This window comes from Bartonella sp. B10834G3 (assembly GCF_016102505.1).
Taxonomy (GTDB): Bacteria; Pseudomonadota; Alphaproteobacteria; order Rhizobiales; family Rhizobiaceae; genus Bartonella; species Bartonella choladocola.
Genome location: NZ_JACFOM010000002.1, coordinates 187001 through 205028, shown reverse-complemented (window position 1 = coordinate 205028; position 18028 = coordinate 187001). Strand labels below are relative to the sequence as shown.

Genomic DNA, 18028 nt, shown 5'->3' with positions numbered 1-18028 from the left:
GATTATATCTGTTGCGCCTTATGAAAAAACGTAACAGATTTTTCTCCTATTTCATTTTCAATATTTTACCAGCATAGAAAAGCGCAATAATACTCACAAAAGCGGCGAACATGATATAATAGGCGATTGCTCTATTGTCTCCGGTTATACCGATAAGAGCGGTAGATATTGCCGCAGAAAAGCCACCGAAAATTGTGACCGCTATATTATAGGAAAGCGCAATACCGGACGAGCGAAAGGCTGTCGGAAAGAGTTCGGATAAAGCTGCGGAAGCAGGTGCTGTATAAAGCACCATCAAAACAGCATAAAAGAATTGCTGGCCGATAAGCACCCATAAATTCGGATAAGCCGATAATATCCAGAATGACGGATAGGCAAAAACAAGAATGGCTATTGCTGCCCCAATCATAATCGGGCGCCTGCCGACAACATCAGACCAGGCACCGACAATCGGACAGAATAATAACACTACGCCCACCACTATCATGCCGAGATAAGGCGAAGTCAAAGCCATATGCAGATTATTAATGGCGTAAGTTGCCATAAAGGAGCTTGCTGTTTTGCTCGTCACTGTCCAGATCATAACAATGCCGATGCCGATCAATAACGGTTTCCAACTGTTCTTGAGCAGAATCGTAAAAGGCACATGCTCTTTAACTGTTTTTTCCCGTTCGGCCAGAAATGCCGGAGATTCGTCAATCTGGCGGCGAACGTAAAAGCCGACAGGCGCAACCAGCATCCCGAAAGCGAAAGCGACGCGCCATCCCCAAAGAGCAACGTCTTCCCGTGGCAGAAATGCGGTAATACCCCAACCGATGATACCAGCCACAAGAAAAGCACCGGTTTGGCTGACCTGCTGCCAGGCGGCAAATTGACCGCGCTTATTAGCCGGAGCGGTTTCCACCAAGATTGACAAAGCCGAACCGATTTCACCACCTGCCGAAATACCCTGTATAAGACGGGCAATCACAATAATAATCGGCGCCAGAATGCCGATATGTTCATAAGTCGGGCATATCGCAATGATACCCATGCCGACAGCCATCAGAATCATTGTTAGAGAAAGTGCGGATTTTCTCCCGACGCGATCGGAATAAATGCCAAGCACAACGGCTCCAAGCGGACGCGTTAAAAAGCCGATAGCAAATGTAATAAATGTCAATAACATGGATACGGTCGGATTCCCCGTCGGGAAAAACTGGTCGGAAATGACATAGGCAAAAAGTGCATAAGCCCCGAAATCATACCATTCCAGCATTCCCCCCATCACCGCAGCAATGATTACTTTTCTGGAAACTGTCGGGTTTTCCACTTCGTTCGGATTTTTCATTCGGGCTTGGGCGTCTTGCATAAATTCTCCTTACAAACTGGCTCATGCGATAAAATACAGGAAACATAACCAATTCTCGATTGTTATTTCATAATAAAAGCCATAACAAAAAAGTATGGACATCTACTTTTTGTAGAGTCATTGGGTAAAAGTGTTTCATGTAAGGGATTGGTCAATATTGGATATAAAGCAGATCCGCTATTTTCAAGCTATTGCGCAATATGGCAGCATTTCCGAAGCTGCTAGGCGTCTTTTTATTGTGCAACCGGCATTAAGTCGCCAGATCAAGGAACTGGAAAGAAACCTCGGCGCAAAACTCTTTATCCGCCGGCAAAAGGGTATCGAACTGACCAAAGCCGGAGAACAATTATTGCAGGATAGTTCGACTATCATGCAAGCGCTCAATCTGGCGGTTACAAACGTCAGAAGGGCAAGTGGTGTCAGGGAAACACTCCATATCGGCATTGCCCCGACATATACGTGGAATCCTTTGGTTGTCGGAATTATCGAAGATTTTTGTAAATGCTATCCCGATATAAACCTTTCTCTCGAACCGACGCTCGCCGTCGGTCAATCAGAGCGGCTCACCAAAGGAACGCTTGATGCCGGTTTTATGGCATGGCGGTTGAAAGCCGACACAACAAAAGCAGGCATTTTGCTTGCCCGTTGCAAACTTCTGATTGCCAGTCATTCAGAAAGTAGAATTTTCAAAAACAATAAAGCACTCAAATCACTCGAAAATGAAAAATGTCTGTTTTTCCCGCGTGAAATGTCGCCCGAATTTTATGATTTCCTGTTTGTCGAGTGCCGGAAAGCCAATTTCAGCCCCGACATCGTCACATGTGCGACAGATTTCAATTCATGTCTCGGAATGGTATTAAGCGGCCTTGGCTACACATTTATCTCCAGTATATCGCGTTATAATTGCCCCTCCGGAATCAAGCTTGACGCACATCCACTGCTTTCAGGGGAATATGATTTCGAGCTTGTTTACCGAAAACCCGTACGTAAGGAAGCTTTGCAATTATTGATAGATTTCGTTAAAGAACGTCAAAGTCTCAATCCCCTTCCCGTCGCATGACGCCATAACAAAATGTTATCAACATTCATAAACAAAAATGCTGACGGGGAGAAACTAGACTTTCAATGGCGTTCGGTTTCAGAGTTATCCATTGTTTCATTACCCCTTTTATTTATGACTTATTTATTCGACATCGCATTGCCTGATATAACCGACTTTATAATGTTTTGTCATATCCGGTCAGGTAACGCATGTTCTCTTTGGCATAGGCTACCGGCAATTTTTCAAGCCATTCTTTCTTGCCGCTTTCTACGCCAATCCCGCTGTTTTCAAATGCCGATACTATGTGTCCCAGATCTATCATTGCAGTCCGCGTCATCAATGCGGGTCATAGATTGCTGCGATGAATTGTTTCTGTGTTTTATAAAGATTTTTCGCAAAATTTCTTCTTTTTAGCAAAACTTTGCAACTGGGCTTGGGAAAACCCGCTTTTCTACCTGATATATCAGTGGATTAACGTTTTTCCGTTGCCCTTCACAAAAAGATCGCGTTAAGACTAACGAATGTGGAACCGTTTCAAGCAGAACAAAATAGGAGCGAGACATGAAAGTTCTAGCAGCCGGACTCATATTGGGTAGCCTTTTTATCAGCTGCTCTGCACAGGCAGAAAGTTTGCGATTGGCAAGTGAAGGTGCCTATCCGCCATTCAATTATGTTGATTCCGACAACAAGCTTCATGGCTTTGACATCGATATTGCTTATGCCCTATGCGACAAAATGAAAGTTGAATGCATTGTAACCGCACAAGATTGGGACGGCATCATTCCGGGGCTGCTTGCAAAAAAATATGACGGCATCATTGCTTCCATGATTCCCACGGAAGAACGCAGGCAAAAGGTCGATTTTACAAACCGGTATTACACGACAAAACTTGCAGTCGCGGTTCGCAAGGATTCCGACATCAAGGATGTCGAACCCCAGTCTATGAAGGGTAAAACGATCGGCGCACAGGCCGGTACAGCCCAGGCCAATTACGCAGAAGATAACTATGGCCCTGCCGGTGCTGAAATAAAACTCTATCCAACCGCCGACGATGCGAATAGCGATTTGCTCAATAATCGTCTCGACGGCATTGTCCATGACAAATACCCGTTGATGAGCTGGTTGGAAAACGAAGGGAAAGATTGCTGCAAAGTCCTGGGCGAGCTTGATGGAACGAATGAACCGGTTGCCATCGCTATCCGGAAAAATTCGGATGAATTGAAAGCACGCTTGAATAAAGCTATTGACGAAATCAGAGCCGATGGGACTTACGAAAAAATAGCCAAAAAATATTTTCAGTTCGATGTCTATTGATCGTGCATTGTCTTAATGTAGTGAACGACCCAATCGACTGCCGTCCACACATAGCCGGAGTTTTTTCATGATCGAATATTTGTCATTGCTTTCTTTTGGCAGTGGCGGTTGGGGAATCGTTATGTTGTCCGGTGCGGGGGTAACATTGTCGCTCGCGCTTTGCTGCCTGCCGCTCGGTCTTCCCCTTGGCCTTGTCTGTGCCATGATGATTCAGTCGGATGTGAAGATTTTTCAGCTTGTTGCCACTGTTTTTTCGGCAATATTCCGCGGCTTGCCGGAATTGCTCACATTGTTTCTGGTCTATTACGGATTACAAACCTTGGTGCAAACCCTCATGGCGCATTTCAATATAAATGCCGAATTTTCAGTCAATGCCTTTTTTGCCGGCGTTTTGGCACTTGGAACAGTATTTGCAGCTTTTTCCTGTGAAGTCTGGCTTGGTGCTTTCAAAGTACTGGATAGCGGCCAATATGAAGCGGCAAAAGCGCTGAGCCTTTCACGCGCGACAACATTTTTTCGCGTGATTTTACCGCAGTTGGCGCGCAATGCCCTGCCCGGTCTTTCCAACAATTGGCTGACTCTTCTCAAAGATACGTCGCTGGTTTCAACCATTACTCTTGTCGATATTATGCGTCAGACCAATCTGGCAGTGGCCGCAACAAAACAGCCGATGTTCTTTTATTCGACAGCCTGTGTCATTTATCTTATCTTTTCGGCAATCTCTTCTTTCATTATCCGTTTTATGGAAAAGCGTGCCAATGCCTGTTATGAAAAGGTTTCGGCATGATGATACCCGACTTTTTACATTTTCTTGTTAATCCGGATATATTGACCCGTTACGGTTGGAAATTTGTCGACGGTTTTTTTGTCACAATCAAGCTTGTAGCACTTTCCTACACCGCCGGTTTTTTCTTGAGCATTTTCATAACGCTTGCCGTCCGCTCGAAATATTCGGCATTGCGTATCCCTGCGCGAATTTACATTCTGTTTTTTCGTGGTTCGCCGTTACTTGCCCAGTTGTTTTTGTTTTACTATGGAATCGGGTCTTTTACCGAACTATGGAAAAGCGTCGGGTTGTGGTGGTTTTTCCAAAGTTCGTGGTGGTGTTGTTTATTGATTTTCGCACTCAACACGGCTGGCTATCAGGCAGAAATCTTCCGCGGCAGTATGCAATCTGTACCGACCGGTCAATATGAAGCGGCAAAAGCTTTGGGGCTTGACGGAAGAACCACATTTATCCGTGTCATCTTGCCGCAATCCATGATTATGGCATTGCGCCCGCTCGGAAACGAATTCATCCTTATGGTCAAAGCCTCCGCTGTCGCATCTCTTGTGACTGTTTACGACATCATGGGAGTAGCCAAACTCGCATATTCACGCACATTCGATTTTCAAGTCTATATCTGGGCAGCGGTGCTCTATCTGCTCATTGTCGAAGTGGTTCGACGTGCGATCGGCATAACGGAACGTCGACTGACACGGCATTTACGTTAGATTCCGTTTTTTTTTGAAAAGAGACTTGCGGGACATAGTTTGAATGGAAAAATTTGATGTTATCGTACTTGGTGCGGGAATTGTCGGCGTATGCACGGCTCTACATCTTCAATTCAAAGGGTATAATGTCTGTCTCGTCGATAAAAAAGACCCCGGACAAGGAACAAGTTACGGCAATGCGGGACTGATTGAACGCTCCAGCGTCATCCCCTATCATTTCCCAAGAGAATTTTCCCGCCTTCTTGCCTATGCCTTGAACCGGCAACCGGATGTCAGATTTGACTGGACCTATTTACCTAAAATAGCTCCCTGGCTTTTCAGGTTCTGGCAACAATCGTCACAGAAGAACCTTGAAATTGCCACTCAGGCTATGTTGCCACTCATAGAAAATAGTGTCAAAGAACATGACTTCCTTGCAGCCAAAGCAGGAGCAACGTCTTTCATCGAACCGAAAGGCTGGTTGGAAATTTACCACACGGAGAAAGCGTTTGATGAAGCGAAAAAACATCTTCTGACACTTCAACGTTTTCATCTTGCCTATGATATTCTTGACCGGAAAAAATTGCAGGAAAGAGTGCCATTCATCAGTTCGGCAATGATCGGTGCTATTCATTGGCTTGACCCGAAAACCGTCAATGATCCGGGTGGTCTTACTGCCGCTTATGCAAATTATTTTATAAAACAGGGCGGATCTTTTTTAAAACTCGATGCATTCAAAACAAAAAACAACGACGGCAGATGGCAGATCGAAGATCAGGAACACTCTGTTTCTGCGCCCGATATTGTTGTTGCACTCGGTGCACAGTCGGTTTGTTTTCTGAACCGGTTCGGTTATCATCATATTCCTTTTGCTATCAAGCGCGGTTATCACATCCATTACCGGAAGGTCGATCAAAACACGTCTCTTGCCCATTCCATCTGTGATCCGGTTTCAGGCTTTGTTCTTGCACCGATGCGTCAGGGAATTCGCTTGACCACAGGAATCGAATTTGCAAATCCGGAAGCGCCGGCCTATTGGACACAGATAAAACGCGTGGAAAAAATTGCCAAAAGCATTTTTCCGCTCGGCAAGACTATCGAAGCCCGCCCATGGCTGGGTGAACGCCCTTGCCTTTCCGATATGCGGCCGGTGATCGGAAAAGCTCCGAAACATCATGGGCTTTGGCTCAATTTCGGTCACGCACATCATGGATTGACGCTGGGGCCTGTCAGTGGAAAATTGCTCGCCGGAATGATGACGGGCGAACAACCATTGACATCACCCGATCTATTCAGTCTAACACGTTTTACAAGATAGAAACGGAGAACAACTGCAATGACGGCAGTTCAGCAAACGAACGACACAAACACAGAAGGTGAACATGTTATCGTCATTGAAGGATTGAACAAATGGTACGGCGAATTTCAGGCACTTTACGATATTTCGCTTGATGTTAAAGCTGGCGAACGAATTGTTCTATGTGGGCCTTCCGGTTCCGGCAAATCGACACTTATACGCTGCATAAACCAGCTTGAAATCCCCGAACAAGGCAGCATCGGCATTTATGGCGTCGATATAATGAGTGCCCCTCAGCCGGAACAGAAAAAAGTTCTTCGCGAAGTGGGCATGGTATTTCAGCACTTCAATTTGTTTCCGCATATGACAGTCATGCAAAATTGTATTCTTGCGCCAATGACCGTTCAGGGGCTTACAAAAGAACAGGCAAAAGAACGTGCCATGACTTACCTGAGCAAAGTGGGTATCGAAACGCACAGCGAAAAATATCCCTCGCAGTTGTCGGGTGGACAACAGCAACGCGTTGCCATTGCACGCGCGCTCTGTATGGAACCGAAAGTTATGTTATTCGACGAACCGACCTCTGCCCTTGATCCGGAAATGGTTGGCGAAGTTCTCGATGTTATCGTCAAGCTTGCCGACACCGGCATGACTATGCTTTGTGTAACGCACGAGATGGGTTTTGCCCGTGAAGTTTCCGAACGCGTACTGTTTCTGGAAAATGGTAAAATCATCGAAGACACAACGCCCGATAAATTTTTCACCAATCCTGATAATCAACGAGCCAAAGAATTTCTGGCAAAAATCAAACATTGAGCTATTTACAGGTGAGAACTCTTGGTCCCAACCTCAGCCAAGCTTCAGCCACATTGGTTGAAGCGGCATTTCAGGCTATCCCTACACTCAAATCTCGCCTTTAAACCCGCTTCAATGCTACCATGATACAATTTTAACAAATAATCATTCCGGTTTTGTCAGAATAGACGTGCTCATTCGGCAAGATTGTGTTGGTGCAGGCGTTGAATGACTTGTCCCACACGCGCCCCGAATGTTGTTTTGGCGATAATGTCAGTAAGATAATTAATTCTGTTTCAGATATTTAAGAATGGCTTGTGAAGCAATTTCACCTGACGGCAAGGTGGTTGCCATGGTTTTCCTAATGAGAGAAAATCCGTCAAGTTGAGCCTGACGCACCGGTCCAGCAGCAACCAATTGTTCAATTTGCCTTGCAAGCATACCCGGACGCAAAAATTCGTTAAAATATTCCGGCACAACCGGTCGATCGGCGATGATATTGGGCAAAGCCGCACTCCACACTTTCACTCTGGGCAAAATAAAAGTTTTTGAAAACAGATCCGCTTTATAACCGAGCACCATTGGAACATCGGCCAATGCCAATTCAAGCGATACTGTACCTGAAGCAGCCAAAGCAGCGTCGGCCTTGGCAAACGCTGCCCATTTCTCATCCTCACCGGTAACAATATTGACTTTAACCGTCCATTCGCTTGCAAATTTTCGTACCTGATCGGCAAGACGCGGCAATGTAGGCAAAACAAATTCTATATCCGGCCGGCGCTTTTTCAATATTTCCAAAGCTTGCCCGAATATCGGCATCAAACCGCGAATTTCAAAATGTCTCGAACCCGGTAAAACGACAACTGTCGGTGCGTGCTTCACTTCCTCGATGCGAGAAGATCTCAACTTTTCAATCGCTACCAGTGGCGGATAAGTCAACAGACGATGCCCGACATAAGTTGCAGGCGGGCCTTGCAAATCGCGCATAACCTGTTTTTCAAACGGCAAAACGACAAGGACATGGTCAATATAGGGACACATTGCTTTCGCCCGTTCGGGGCGCCATGCCCAGACAGATGGAGCAATATATTTTATAATCGGAATTTCCGGCGAAAGCTTCCTTACTTTTTTTGCTACACGGTGCGTGAAATCGGGACTGTCAATGATAATGAGGCAATCGGGCTTTTCATCGGCAATAAAATGCGCCAAACGGTGAATATGGAGGATCAGTTTCGGCAGTTTTTTCAAGACTGCTCCAAGTCCCATTAGTGCTATATCATCGACATTAAAGACGCTTTTTAGCCCAAGTGCTTCAAGGTGGCTGCCGCCAACTCCGATCAGCTTGATATTTCGCCCTGTCTTTCGCGCCAGTGACGAAACAAGGTCAGCACCGAGAAGATCGCCGGATTCTTCACCCGCCACGATAGCAATTTTCAAACGACCGTCAGACATAATCGTTTTTTCCGAAAGTTTCGATAAACATCGAAGATTTGTCGGCTTGCTCGACCGTTTCTTTCAATGAAACAATGAAAGTTCGTCCGGCTTCGACTGCAACCCCCTCCAATAGACATTCTTTGGCGCGGATAATCGTTTCGGGACCAATTGTCGGTAGATCGGCCCGTTCATCCTGTTGCGCCTTCGTACGTTTTACAAGCACCCCGCCAATTGGCGGAATACGTTTTTCCTCACGCATTTCCTTGATACGACGTAACATATTATCGGTTCCCTCCGCCCCTTCGACAGCCACGACACGCCCCCTGACTGCAACTGCTCCCTGCCCGATATCAAGTTTTCCCAATATCGCCGCAGCCTTTGCTGCCAACATGATGTCGCGCCAATTTTTATCATTGGCGCGTTTTTTTGTCAGGTTAAAGCCTATCGGTGCCAATAATTGCGGAACAACCTCATGTGCTCCAACAACATGAAATCCATATTTTTCCACAACACTGATGAATGCTTTCAATAATGCATCATCACCCTGCCCTAACGCCCGGAATAATTTTGGCAAAGCCGAGATCGTTGTCCAATCCGGACGCAAATCTGCCAAATTCGGTCGGCTTTTTACGCCGCCAGCCAATATAACGTTCTTGACGTCGGCTTTTTTCAAAGCCTTTATCAATTTTGCCAGTTGCACGACCGATATTTCACAATGATCGAAATTATAAAGGCTCGAATCGGCCTCGCCTTTCAAGGGAACCAGAAACGGTTTTTCGCCTCTTTCCTGAATGGCTTTGGCCACAGCCAAAGGTAATACACCATTACCTGCAATGATAGCAGTACGACCGGAAAGGCTACGTTTTGTGTCGCCCTTCCCCATATTCAATATCCAGTGTCGTCGCTGCTAATGGTATGTTCCAGTTTGGGCGTGCAAAAAGCGCGTTTGTGATCGGCTTCAATAAAATCGATAATGTCGATGACTGCTTTTGAATCGGGATAAGCATTGCGCACATCAATGGCTCTTTCCTTGACCGGTTTGGTTCTGTCAAAGAGCATGGGAACAGCATGGCGCACCGCATGAATTTCCTTATGCGGCAATCCCGACCTTTTCATGCCGATAATATTCAAGCCTCCGAGCCATGCATGGACACCGATGGCAGAACCATAGGGAATGAGATCGCCAACCAATGCAGCCAAGCCACCAACAAAAGCATGATGGCCAACACGAACAAATTGATGAACCGCGCCGCCTCCGCCGATAATCACATAGTCACCAATGACAACATGTCCGCCGATCATCACATTGTTGGAAAAAGTAACATGATTTCCCAAAGCGCAATCATGTGCAACGTGCGCATAAGCCAAAAATTCGCAATCATCGCCAACGGTTGTTGTTCCGCGACTTGTATCAGACCCGCGGTGCATCGTGACACCTTCACGAATGATACAATTTTTTCCGATAACCAAAGTGGTGCGCCCACCTTTGTGTTTGTTGTTTTGCGGATCACCGCCCAGTACCGCATTCGGATAGACAAGACCATTTGCACCCAATGTAGTAGGTCCCATAATAACGACATGACTAAGTAGCCGAGAATTGTCGCCAATGACGGCGTCGCTGCTAATGTGACAGAATGGCCCTATTCTGACATCGGTTCCAAGCTCCGCACCTTTTTCGACAATCGCAGTTGGATGAATTTCAACACCGGCCATTCTTTTATCCTATTCTTCTTTATTATCGCCAACAGCAATCATAGCTGCGACTTCCGCTTCCGCCACACGGTTCCCGTCAACTTCTGCAACGCAGGAAAAGCGCCTAATTCCACCATGTTGTTTCAATTTCTTGACATGAAGCTTTAACTGATCGCCAGGGACAACCGGTTTACGGAATTTTGCTTTATCAACCGTCATGAGATAAACAACACCGGGTTTTTCATCTCCCTGCACAAGCAAAGAAATTGCCCCTGCTGTCTGAGCCATGGCTTCAATAATGAGCACCCCCGGCATAATCGGATTTTCCGGAAAATGGCCGGTAAAATGTGGTTCATTCACCGTAACATTTTTGATACCGGTTGCCGAACGATCGCCGTCAATATCAACAATGCGGTCAATGAGGAGAAATGGATAGCGGTGAGGCAAGATAGACAAGAGCTTGCGTATATCAACTGCTTCCAAACTGTTTTTCTCGACAGCAGCATTCATCTCGTCATTTCTCCTTATTGAACTTTGTCATATTTCTAAGAGCTGCAACTTCGCGGAACCATTGTTTAATAGGTCGAGCGGGACTTCCTCCCCACTTTTCTCCATCGGGTATATCATTCATAACGCCGCTTGCAGCAGCAATCTGAACATGTGAACCGACCTTGACATGATCTGCCAGACCGACACTGCCGCCAAGCTGCGTCATATCACCTATCGTGGAACTGCCGGCGATTCCGCAATGCGCAGCAATAAGACAATAGCGCCCGATCTGGACATTGTGGGCAATTTGTACAAGATTATCAATCTTTGTACCTTCACCGATCACCGTATCTTTCAGTGCACCACGATCAATCGTTGTATTGGCACCTATTTCCACGTCATCCTGAATGATAACCCGACCAAGTTGCGGTATTTTTTCAATTCCGCCCGGACCACCAACATACCCGAATCCATCCTGCCCGACCCTGACACCCGGATAGAGATGAACACGATTGCCTATGAAACTATACTGGATTGAAACCGAAGGTGCGATATAGCATTCTCTCCCCACGCGGCAATTTTCGCCAATCACAGCAGTTGAAGAAACAAGTGTGCCGCTCCCCACTTCAGCACCTCTCCCGATAACGGCACCGGCTTCTACCGTAACACCTTCTTCGAGCTTTGCTTCGGGATGAATAAAAGCTTGCGGGGAAATACCATATTCGCCGAACCATGGAGCAGGTTTTGCGGCTGTAGGAAACAAAATACGCCCGATCATCGCAAAATCGCGGTGAGGCGACGGCGTTACCAGTGTAGCAATATTATCGGGAACTTTGGAAGCAACGTCTTCCGAACAAAAAACTGCAAGTGCACGACTATCCCGCAAAGCTTTTGCAAATTTTCTGTTTTCAACAAAAACCAGCGAGCCCGGCTCCGCATTATCAAGCGAAGAAAGATGCTCTATAACCAAAGCACTCTGTTCAGGATTGCGTAAAGCGGCACCTGTCAAAGCTGCCGCCTCGCCAACAGTCAACTGTCGGGACGGCGTAAAAAATAATGAATCCGCCATCAGAACACTTTCTCTCCCGACCCTGTCCGGTCGGGAGAAAGGAAAAATTAGAACTTGGTTGAGACACCAAAGTTGAAGTTCTGTGTCCGATCACCACTCTCTTTAGCAACAGGCCAAGCATAGTCAAAACGCAACGGGCCAAATGGAGAAGCCCACATCAAGCTGACACCGGCCGATGCACGCCATGCGCTATCATCACCCGTAACCGGATTTTCATTGGGAATACTCGGCTCATAATTATTGCCATATAATGTCGCGGTATCGGCAAAGAACGCGCCACGCATACCCAGACTATCCGGCACAACCGGCATCGGGAACTGGATTTCCGCTGTAGCATTCATATAGGTCGTACCACCGAGGAAGTATTTATCCCCATCCGAAGACCGTTGGCGTGCACCGATACCGTTATATTTGAAACCGCGAATCATGTCCGAATTGCTCTTGAACATATCGAAGATACGAACACCATCGTCACCGATTTCGTGAATATAACCGCCACCGACAGACAACAGCCCGACGAGATCATATGTTTCAGAAATCGTCTTGTACATCATAGCCTTACCGGTTGTCTTCAGGAAGTTGGCGTCGCCACCGATACCGGCATATTCCTGAATACCGCGAATGAAGAGACCATCATGTGGATTTTTCATGTCGTCAATCGTGTTATAGGTCAAACCATAACTAACTGAAGAACGGGTCCACGGACTATTCTCGGAAGCCTCGATAATGGCACCGGAATAATCTTTCATTTCCTCTTGTTCTTTAGTTGTACCGTTTTGCGCTGCAAGTTTCCTATAGTGCCCCTTATGGTCGAGATTATATTCTTCCTGAACGTAGTTATAGGCGATACTACCGGTCAACTGTTCGGTAATCGGAACACCGAAACGAATTGAACCACCAGTTTGTTTAACATCGTAATCGTCATTCATACGATATGTACGACGGAAAATATCAAATCCTGCCGACAACCGATAGCCAAGGAAATAAGGTTCGGTGAACGACAAATTGTAATTACGTGCGTCATCTTCACCGGCACCGGCGCCAATACGAACATATTGGCCACGCCCCAGGAAGTTACGCTCCGTGATAGAAGCTTCGACCGAAGCCCCCGGCGAATCACCGCCGGTTGTATAACCACCACCGATAGAAAATTCACCGGTTGATTTTTCAGTTACATCAACGACAAGGATAACTTGATCGGGTTCGGAACCCGGAGCAGTCGAAACATTGACCGTCTGGAAGAAACCAAGCCCCTCAAGACGACGTTTGGCGCGCTGAACCATTGTCTGGTTATAAGCATCACCTTCGTTCAAATCGAGTTCGCGACGGATAACATAGTCGCGGGTTTTGTCGTTTCCACGAATTTCAATACGTTCGACGTAAGCGCGAGGCCCCTGATCGATGTTATAGACAATGGAAATTGTATGATTGTTGAAATCACGGTCACCGCGTGGTTCGACTTTGGCAAAAGCGTAACCGGAATCAGCGACCTTGTCGTTGATTGCCAAAACCGAATCTTCAATGCGCTTGGCCGAGTAAACGTCACCCTCGTGGGTTTTGAGCACTTTTTGCATCGATTGGGTATCAACACCCTCGATCGTGCTATCAACCTGAACATCGCCTAATTTGTAACGGGCGCCTTCATCAACAACAAATTTGATTTTATAAGAATTGCTTGCTTCATCAAAGGTCGCATCAGCCGAAACAATCTGGAAATCGGCATAGCCGTGATTGAAATAAAAACGGCGAAGAGCTTCCTGATCGGCCTGAAGACGATCATCACTGTAAACGTCGCCACGTGTCAGCCATGAAAGGAAGTTCGAGCGCTTGGTAGCGATAACATCGCGCAAACGGCGGTTACCGAAAGCCTTGTTGCCCTCAAATGTAATATCATCAATCTTGGTCTTCTTGCCTTCTGTGATTTTGAAGACAACATTGACACGCCCTTGCCCCAAATCAACAGTCTGGGCAGAAACGGCGGCATCATTACGACCTACATAACGATAGGCATCACGGATAGCCTGCTCGTCTGATGCAAGCTTGGCCGGATCAAAGGCTTCGCGTGGTTTAAGCGAGATAACACGCTGCAAATCCGGATCCTTGACCTTTTTATTGCCCTGGAAAAGCACCTGATTGACGACTTCGTATTCCTTAACGGTTACGACGAGCGTGCTCCCGACTTGATTCATCTTGACGTCGGAGAACAGCCCCATTGCAAAGAGCCGTTTCAAACCTTCATCAATATCGGTATTGGAAAAATTCTTCCCGACTTTGATACCCGTGTTATCACGAATCGTCTGTGCGTCAACACGCTGATTGCCATGAACCTCGATGGAGCGAACGACAGCCGCCTGTGCAACCCCCATCCCCAAGACCGAGACAGCTACAGTTGCCGGAACGGCCATTGCTACCGTAAGTGCCAGTGCAGATGCTGCGCTAAGAAATTTCGAATTCGCCGTCATTGGCTTCTTTACCCTTGTTTATTTGTTTCCGGACACATTGCGTCCAAAAATGCTTATATACCCCTAATAACGGGTTTTTTTATACAAGCAAGGCCTTCCGTTAAATTCTGCCTACTTCTTTATAAACCGTGGCATGTATGCCACGGCATTTCATAAATATGGTAAACAGTTTACACCATTTTCAATCAGAATTACCGTAGAACTTGATAAACTGTTAACACAGCTTAATCAACCGAACCAGCATAAATAATCATTGGATATTGCAAATAACATAAAAGCCATTACCGCAATAAAGCCGATTGTGAATATCGATTCCTGAATACGTTTTGGAACCGGACGCCCGATAATGCCTTCAATGACGTAAAAAACCAGATGCCCGCCATCAAGCGGAGGCAGTGGAAAAAGATTAATGAGGCCGATTCCTATCGAAAGAAATGCCGTAAAATTGAGCAGCGACATAAATCCCGTTTCGCTTACCTGCCAGGCGATTGTCGCGGTTTTTGACGGCCCGCTCAATTGGCAACGATCCTCTTTTCCGGCAATCAAACGTCCGAGAAAACGCACAGTTTGCACAACAATAAATGCCGACTTATCCGTCGCCTCGCCAATTGCACCAAACAAACCGTAATCAATATGTCGTTCATAAGCGGGATCTAATCTTTGCGGATTATGCGGATCAACCGGCGCACCGGCCCCGATCATGCCGACACGCACTTTATTGCCGAAGCCGTCATCCCGCTCGGTGGGTTTGGGCGTTATCGTGACTGAAAAGGGTGCACCGGCACGCTCCATACCGAAATTGACCGGATCATCTCCATGAAGAGAGACATAGGAGATGAGATCATCGAAACTTTCGACCTTTTGCCCGTCCATGGTTATGAAACGGTCGCCCGTTTTCAATCCGGCCGACATTGCCGGTGCACCTTCAACCAACGAGCCGATAACCGGTTCTACCGTTATTCTTCCGTAAGAAAAAAAGAAAAACGACAAAACGACCACAGTGAAAATTGCGTTAGTAAAGGGCCCCGCAAATACGGTTGCAGCCCTCGCCCATGCACCGGCCGATGCAAAGGAGCCGGGAAGTGCTGCCGCGTCCGATTTCGATGTCATTCCGGCGGCATCTTCATCACCGATAAATTTCACATAGCCGCCAAGCGGTATGAGTGCGATACGCCAACGTGTTCCGCGTTTATCCGTTAAAGCACAAATTTCCGGTCCGAACCCCAGTGAAAAAGTGCTCGCGCCGATACCACACCAGCGCCCGACGAGATAATGCCCCATTTCATGGACAAAAATAATGACCATGATGACACATATCACTCCGATAACACGTAATACCGGCGCTCCGACACCGGTAATAAAACTCATCGTTTCCAAGAAAGGCTCCGTCATTCAGATCAGGTTAAACATATTGGAAGGGACAGTCATATCTGCAAAAATTGCACCGACAAGATAGAGCAGAATGGCGGCAAATACCAATCCGTCAACGCGATCCATAAACCCGCCATGCCCGGGTAGAAAATGCCCTGAATCTTTGACATTGAATTTTCGTTTCACCCATGATTCCGAGATGTCTCCAATTTGGGACACAACCGAAAGAGCAAAAGCAAGAACAGGAATAAACAGATTGGCAGGTGTTGTATCCGCTGCAAGAAACGCAACAAGACAGCCGCCTGCTGTACCGGCAAGAGCGCCTCCGATCGCACCACTCCACGTCTTATTGGGAGAAAACTTCGGCGCAAGTTTCGGCCCTCCCAACGAGCGGCCATTAAAATAGGCAGCAATATCGGTTCCCCAAACAATCGCAAAAAGAAAAATAATTGCGCCGAACCCGAACGGTTCTTCGCCTCTTAGATAAGTGAGTGAAGCCACCGGCAAGGTGGCGTAAAGATATCCACCTGCTACCCAGCCTGCATTGCCAAGCGACCTTAGTGCAAGGATAATCGCCCCCACAGCAATTGTAACGAATACAAGCGGAGCCGAATAATCAAGAACAAGCAGAACACCAAATACGACATAAAACACGCTTGCAAGAATATCATCGACTTTTTGCCAACGGCTCTTTGTGATTCCACGCCACTCGAAGAGCACGAAACCGCCAACACACCAGGCAAACAAGGCGAAAGCCGCTCCACCTTCCCATGTCAGAAAAAGTGCCACAACTGCAAAAATAACAGCCGTCAGAATTCTCATGAGAAGATTAGACATTGTTATTCCGCTCCATAAAAGAATTCATGAGGAACCAAAGCCCTGCACCCCGCATTTTTCATCATCCGGAACAATGTCATGGCAATTCTTCTTTTTCTTTGTCTTTTTCATAAACCCGTCCGAAACGGCGTTCACGCAACCAATAATCCGATACCGCAATATCGAGCTGTTCCTCGTTGAACTCCGGCCAATAGCAGGAAGCAAAATAAAGCTCGCTATAAGCAGATTGCCAAAGCAAAAAGTTTGATAAACGCTGTTCGCCGCTGGTGCGGATAATGAGGTCGGGATCCGGCATATCATATGTGTCGAGACAGCTTGAAAAAACCTTCTCGTCAATGTCATCTACATTGATACGCCCCTCGGCCACTGCTTTTATCATTTTCTTGGCCGAGCGGACAATTTCAGCGCGACCGCCATAATTGAACGCAACAACAAGATTAAGGCCATCATTCTCTTTTGTTGTCGTTTCCGCTTCCTGAAGCAATTTCGCAATTTCGCCAGGAACCCCTTCACGCTCACCGATGACACGTATACGGACATTGTTTTCGCGAAGCTCTTTCAAGTCACGTTTTATGAACAGCTTCAATAGCCCCATCAGGTGATTGACTTCTTCATCCGGACGAGACCAATTTTCCGATGAAAACGCAAATACGGTCAACCACTCGAGACCGTTACGACTGGCATGGCGGACAATCCGGTGAAGTGCTTCCATGCCGACCTTATGACCGGCAATACGGGGCAATCCACGTGTCCGCGCCCAACGGCCATTTCCATCCATTATGATCGCGATGTGACGTGGATAAAGCATTGTTTCAACCTGTTGCAGTGATAATCTTCAAACTTGCATGATTTCTGCTTGTTTGGCTGCAAGAATCTTGTCAATTTCACTGATTGTCGTATCGGTCAATTTTTGAATTTTGTCGGAAGCAATCCGGCTTTCATCCTGACTGATTTCGCTGTCTTTTTCAGCTTTTTTCAAACCTTCCATTCCGTCACGACGGACATGGCGAACTGCGACACGAGCCTGCTCGGCATATTGGTGAGCGATTTTAACAAGCTCCTTGCGACGTTCTTCGTTAAGTTCCGGCAAAGGTATACGCAATGTTGTACCGTCTGTAATCGGGTTAAGACCCAAAGAAGATTCTCTGATCGCTTTATCGACAGCGTTTACCATCGACTTATCCCAGACCGAAACCGACAACATACGCGGCTCCGGTACAGCAATATTGGCAACCTGATTAAGGGGAACAGTCGAGCCATAGGCCTCGACTGTAATCGGCTCAAGCAAGCTTACAGACGCCCGCCCTGTCCGCAACCCCGTAAGCTCATGCTTGAATGATGAAATGGCGCCATCCATACGGCGCTTGAGATCGTCGATATTTGTAGCGTCACTCATGCTAAT

Annotated in this window: 18 protein-coding genes; 6 read left to right on the top strand and 12 right to left on the bottom strand. The window is 46.8% G+C overall.

Going from position 1 to position 18028, the window contains the following annotated elements:
- Window positions 1-46 precede the first annotated feature (46 nt).
- Window positions 47-1351 (bottom strand): MFS transporter, encoded by a 1305-nt coding sequence (locus tag H3S94_RS06345; protein ID WP_198231013.1) that lies wholly within the window; start codon window positions 1349-1351, stop codon window positions 47-49.
- A gap of 157 nt (window positions 1352-1508) precedes the next feature.
- Between H3S94_RS06345 and H3S94_RS06340 the strand changes: the two genes are divergently transcribed.
- Window positions 1509-2411 carry a LysR family transcriptional regulator gene (locus H3S94_RS06340; RefSeq protein WP_198240584.1) on the top strand — a complete coding sequence of 301 codons (903 nt, stop codon included), beginning with the start codon at window positions 1509-1511 and terminating at the stop codon, window positions 2409-2411.
- 157 nt (window positions 2412-2568) lie between these two features.
- Here H3S94_RS06340 and H3S94_RS06335 read toward each other — a convergent pair whose 3' ends face one another.
- Window positions 2569-2730, bottom strand: a complete 162-nt coding sequence (locus tag H3S94_RS06335; RefSeq protein WP_198240583.1) for a hypothetical protein — start codon at window positions 2728-2730, stop codon at window positions 2569-2571.
- 224 nt (window positions 2731-2954) lie between these two features.
- On the opposite strand from H3S94_RS06335, the gene H3S94_RS06330 reads away from it, so the two are divergent.
- From H3S94_RS06330 to H3S94_RS06310, 5 genes are all read left to right on the top strand, one after another.
- Window positions 2955-3707, top strand: coding sequence for a transporter substrate-binding domain-containing protein (locus H3S94_RS06330; protein WP_198240582.1), 753 nt, complete (start codon window positions 2955-2957; stop codon window positions 3705-3707).
- Window positions 3708-3774: 67 nt separating this feature from the next.
- Window positions 3775-4494 carry an ABC transporter permease gene (locus H3S94_RS06325; RefSeq protein WP_077991911.1) on the top strand — a complete coding sequence of 240 codons (720 nt, stop codon included), beginning with the start codon at window positions 3775-3777 and terminating at the stop codon, window positions 4492-4494.
- The gene (locus tag H3S94_RS06320; RefSeq protein WP_077994512.1) at window positions 4494-5201 is read left to right on the top strand and encodes an ABC transporter permease; all 708 of its coding nucleotides are present in this window, start codon (window positions 4494-4496) and stop codon (window positions 5199-5201) included. The genes H3S94_RS06325 and H3S94_RS06320 overlap by 1 nt, the downstream gene beginning before the upstream one ends.
- A 43-nt stretch (window positions 5202-5244) precedes the next feature.
- On the top strand, window positions 5245-6498 hold the full coding sequence (locus H3S94_RS06315; protein ID WP_198240581.1) for an FAD-binding oxidoreductase: 1254 nt from the start codon (window positions 5245-5247) through the stop codon (window positions 6496-6498).
- Between the two features lie 18 nt (window positions 6499-6516).
- Window positions 6517-7293 (top strand): amino acid ABC transporter ATP-binding protein, encoded by a 777-nt coding sequence (locus tag H3S94_RS06310; RefSeq protein WP_198231008.1) that lies wholly within the window; start codon window positions 6517-6519, stop codon window positions 7291-7293.
- Window positions 7294-7557: 264 nt separating this feature from the next.
- Here H3S94_RS06310 and lpxB read toward each other — a convergent pair whose 3' ends face one another.
- The 10 genes from lpxB to frr all read right to left on the bottom strand — a co-directional run bounded on the left by lpxB (window position 7558) and on the right by frr (window position 18022).
- Window positions 7558-8724: a lipid-A-disaccharide synthase gene (gene lpxB / locus H3S94_RS06305; protein WP_198231007.1), complete on the bottom strand. Its 1167-nt coding sequence runs from the start codon at window positions 8722-8724 to the stop codon at window positions 7558-7560.
- Complete coding sequence (locus H3S94_RS06300; RefSeq protein ID WP_198240580.1) at window positions 8717-9589, bottom strand: LpxI family protein; 873 nt, start codon at window positions 9587-9589, stop codon at window positions 8717-8719. The genes lpxB and H3S94_RS06300 overlap by 8 nt, the downstream gene beginning before the upstream one ends.
- A 2-nt stretch (window positions 9590-9591) precedes the next feature.
- Complete coding sequence (gene lpxA / locus H3S94_RS06295) at window positions 9592-10419, bottom strand: acyl-ACP--UDP-N-acetylglucosamine O-acyltransferase (RefSeq protein WP_198240579.1); 828 nt, start codon at window positions 10417-10419, stop codon at window positions 9592-9594.
- 9 nt (window positions 10420-10428) lie between these two features.
- A complete protein-coding gene (gene fabZ, locus H3S94_RS06290) occupies window positions 10429-10908 on the bottom strand; it encodes a 3-hydroxyacyl-ACP dehydratase FabZ (protein WP_077991901.1) in 480 nt (159 codons plus the stop codon).
- Window positions 10909-10912: 4 nt separating this feature from the next.
- Entirely contained in the window at window positions 10913-11956 is a 1044-nt protein-coding gene (gene lpxD / locus H3S94_RS06285; RefSeq protein WP_077991899.1) for a UDP-3-O-(3-hydroxymyristoyl)glucosamine N-acyltransferase, read from the bottom strand.
- A 47-nt stretch (window positions 11957-12003) separates the two neighbouring features.
- Window positions 12004-14418, bottom strand: coding sequence for an outer membrane protein assembly factor BamA (gene bamA / locus H3S94_RS06280; RefSeq protein WP_077991898.1), 2415 nt, complete (start codon window positions 14416-14418; stop codon window positions 12004-12006).
- Window positions 14419-14646: 228 nt separating this feature from the next.
- A complete protein-coding gene (rseP, locus tag H3S94_RS06275; protein ID WP_198240578.1) occupies window positions 14647-15795 on the bottom strand; it encodes an RIP metalloprotease RseP in 1149 nt (382 codons plus the stop codon).
- A gap of 15 nt (window positions 15796-15810) precedes the next feature.
- Window positions 15811-16626: a CDP-archaeol synthase gene (locus H3S94_RS06270; RefSeq protein WP_198231003.1), complete on the bottom strand. Its 816-nt coding sequence runs from the start codon at window positions 16624-16626 to the stop codon at window positions 15811-15813.
- 76 nt (window positions 16627-16702) lie between these two features.
- Complete coding sequence (locus H3S94_RS06265) at window positions 16703-17452, bottom strand: isoprenyl transferase (RefSeq protein WP_255520164.1); 750 nt, start codon at window positions 17450-17452, stop codon at window positions 16703-16705.
- A gap of 9 nt (window positions 17453-17461) precedes the next feature.
- A complete protein-coding gene (frr, locus tag H3S94_RS06260; protein WP_077991895.1) occupies window positions 17462-18022 on the bottom strand; it encodes a ribosome recycling factor in 561 nt (186 codons plus the stop codon).
- Window positions 18023-18028: the final 6 nt, after the last annotated feature.

Coding starts and splice junctions, on each gene's coding strand:
- H3S94_RS06345 (WP_198231013.1), bottom strand. CDS start 1,351: ATGCAAGACGCCCAAGCCCGAATGAAAAATCCGAACGAAGTGGAAAAC.
- lpxB (WP_198231007.1), bottom strand. CDS start 8,724: ATGTCTGACGGTCGTTTGAAAATTGCTATCGTGGCGGGTGAAGAATCC.
- H3S94_RS06335 (WP_198240583.1), bottom strand. CDS start 2,730: ATGACGCGGACTGCAATGATAGATCTGGGACACATAGTATCGGCATTT.
- H3S94_RS06330 (WP_198240582.1), top strand. CDS start 2,955: ATGAAAGTTCTAGCAGCCGGACTCATATTGGGTAGCCTTTTTATCAGC.
- H3S94_RS06325 (WP_077991911.1), top strand. CDS start 3,775: ATGATCGAATATTTGTCATTGCTTTCTTTTGGCAGTGGCGGTTGGGGA.
- fabZ (WP_077991901.1), bottom strand. CDS start 10,908: ATGAATGCTGCTGTCGAGAAAAACAGTTTGGAAGCAGTTGATATACGC.
- H3S94_RS06320 (WP_077994512.1), top strand. CDS start 4,494: ATGATACCCGACTTTTTACATTTTCTTGTTAATCCGGATATATTGACC.
- H3S94_RS06270 (WP_198231003.1), bottom strand. CDS start 16,626: ATGTCTAATCTTCTCATGAGAATTCTGACGGCTGTTATTTTTGCAGTT.
- H3S94_RS06300 (WP_198240580.1), bottom strand. CDS start 9,589: ATGGGGAAGGGCGACACAAAACGTAGCCTTTCCGGTCGTACTGCTATC.
- lpxA (WP_198240579.1), bottom strand. CDS start 10,419: ATGGCCGGTGTTGAAATTCATCCAACTGCGATTGTCGAAAAAGGTGCG.
- H3S94_RS06315 (WP_198240581.1), top strand. CDS start 5,245: ATGGAAAAATTTGATGTTATCGTACTTGGTGCGGGAATTGTCGGCGTA.
- H3S94_RS06310 (WP_198231008.1), top strand. CDS start 6,517: ATGACGGCAGTTCAGCAAACGAACGACACAAACACAGAAGGTGAACAT.
- bamA (WP_077991898.1), bottom strand. CDS start 14,418: ATGACGGCGAATTCGAAATTTCTTAGCGCAGCATCTGCACTGGCACTT.
- lpxD (WP_077991899.1), bottom strand. CDS start 11,956: ATGGCGGATTCATTATTTTTTACGCCGTCCCGACAGTTGACTGTTGGC.
- frr (WP_077991895.1), bottom strand. CDS start 18,022: ATGAGTGACGCTACAAATATCGACGATCTCAAGCGCCGTATGGATGGC.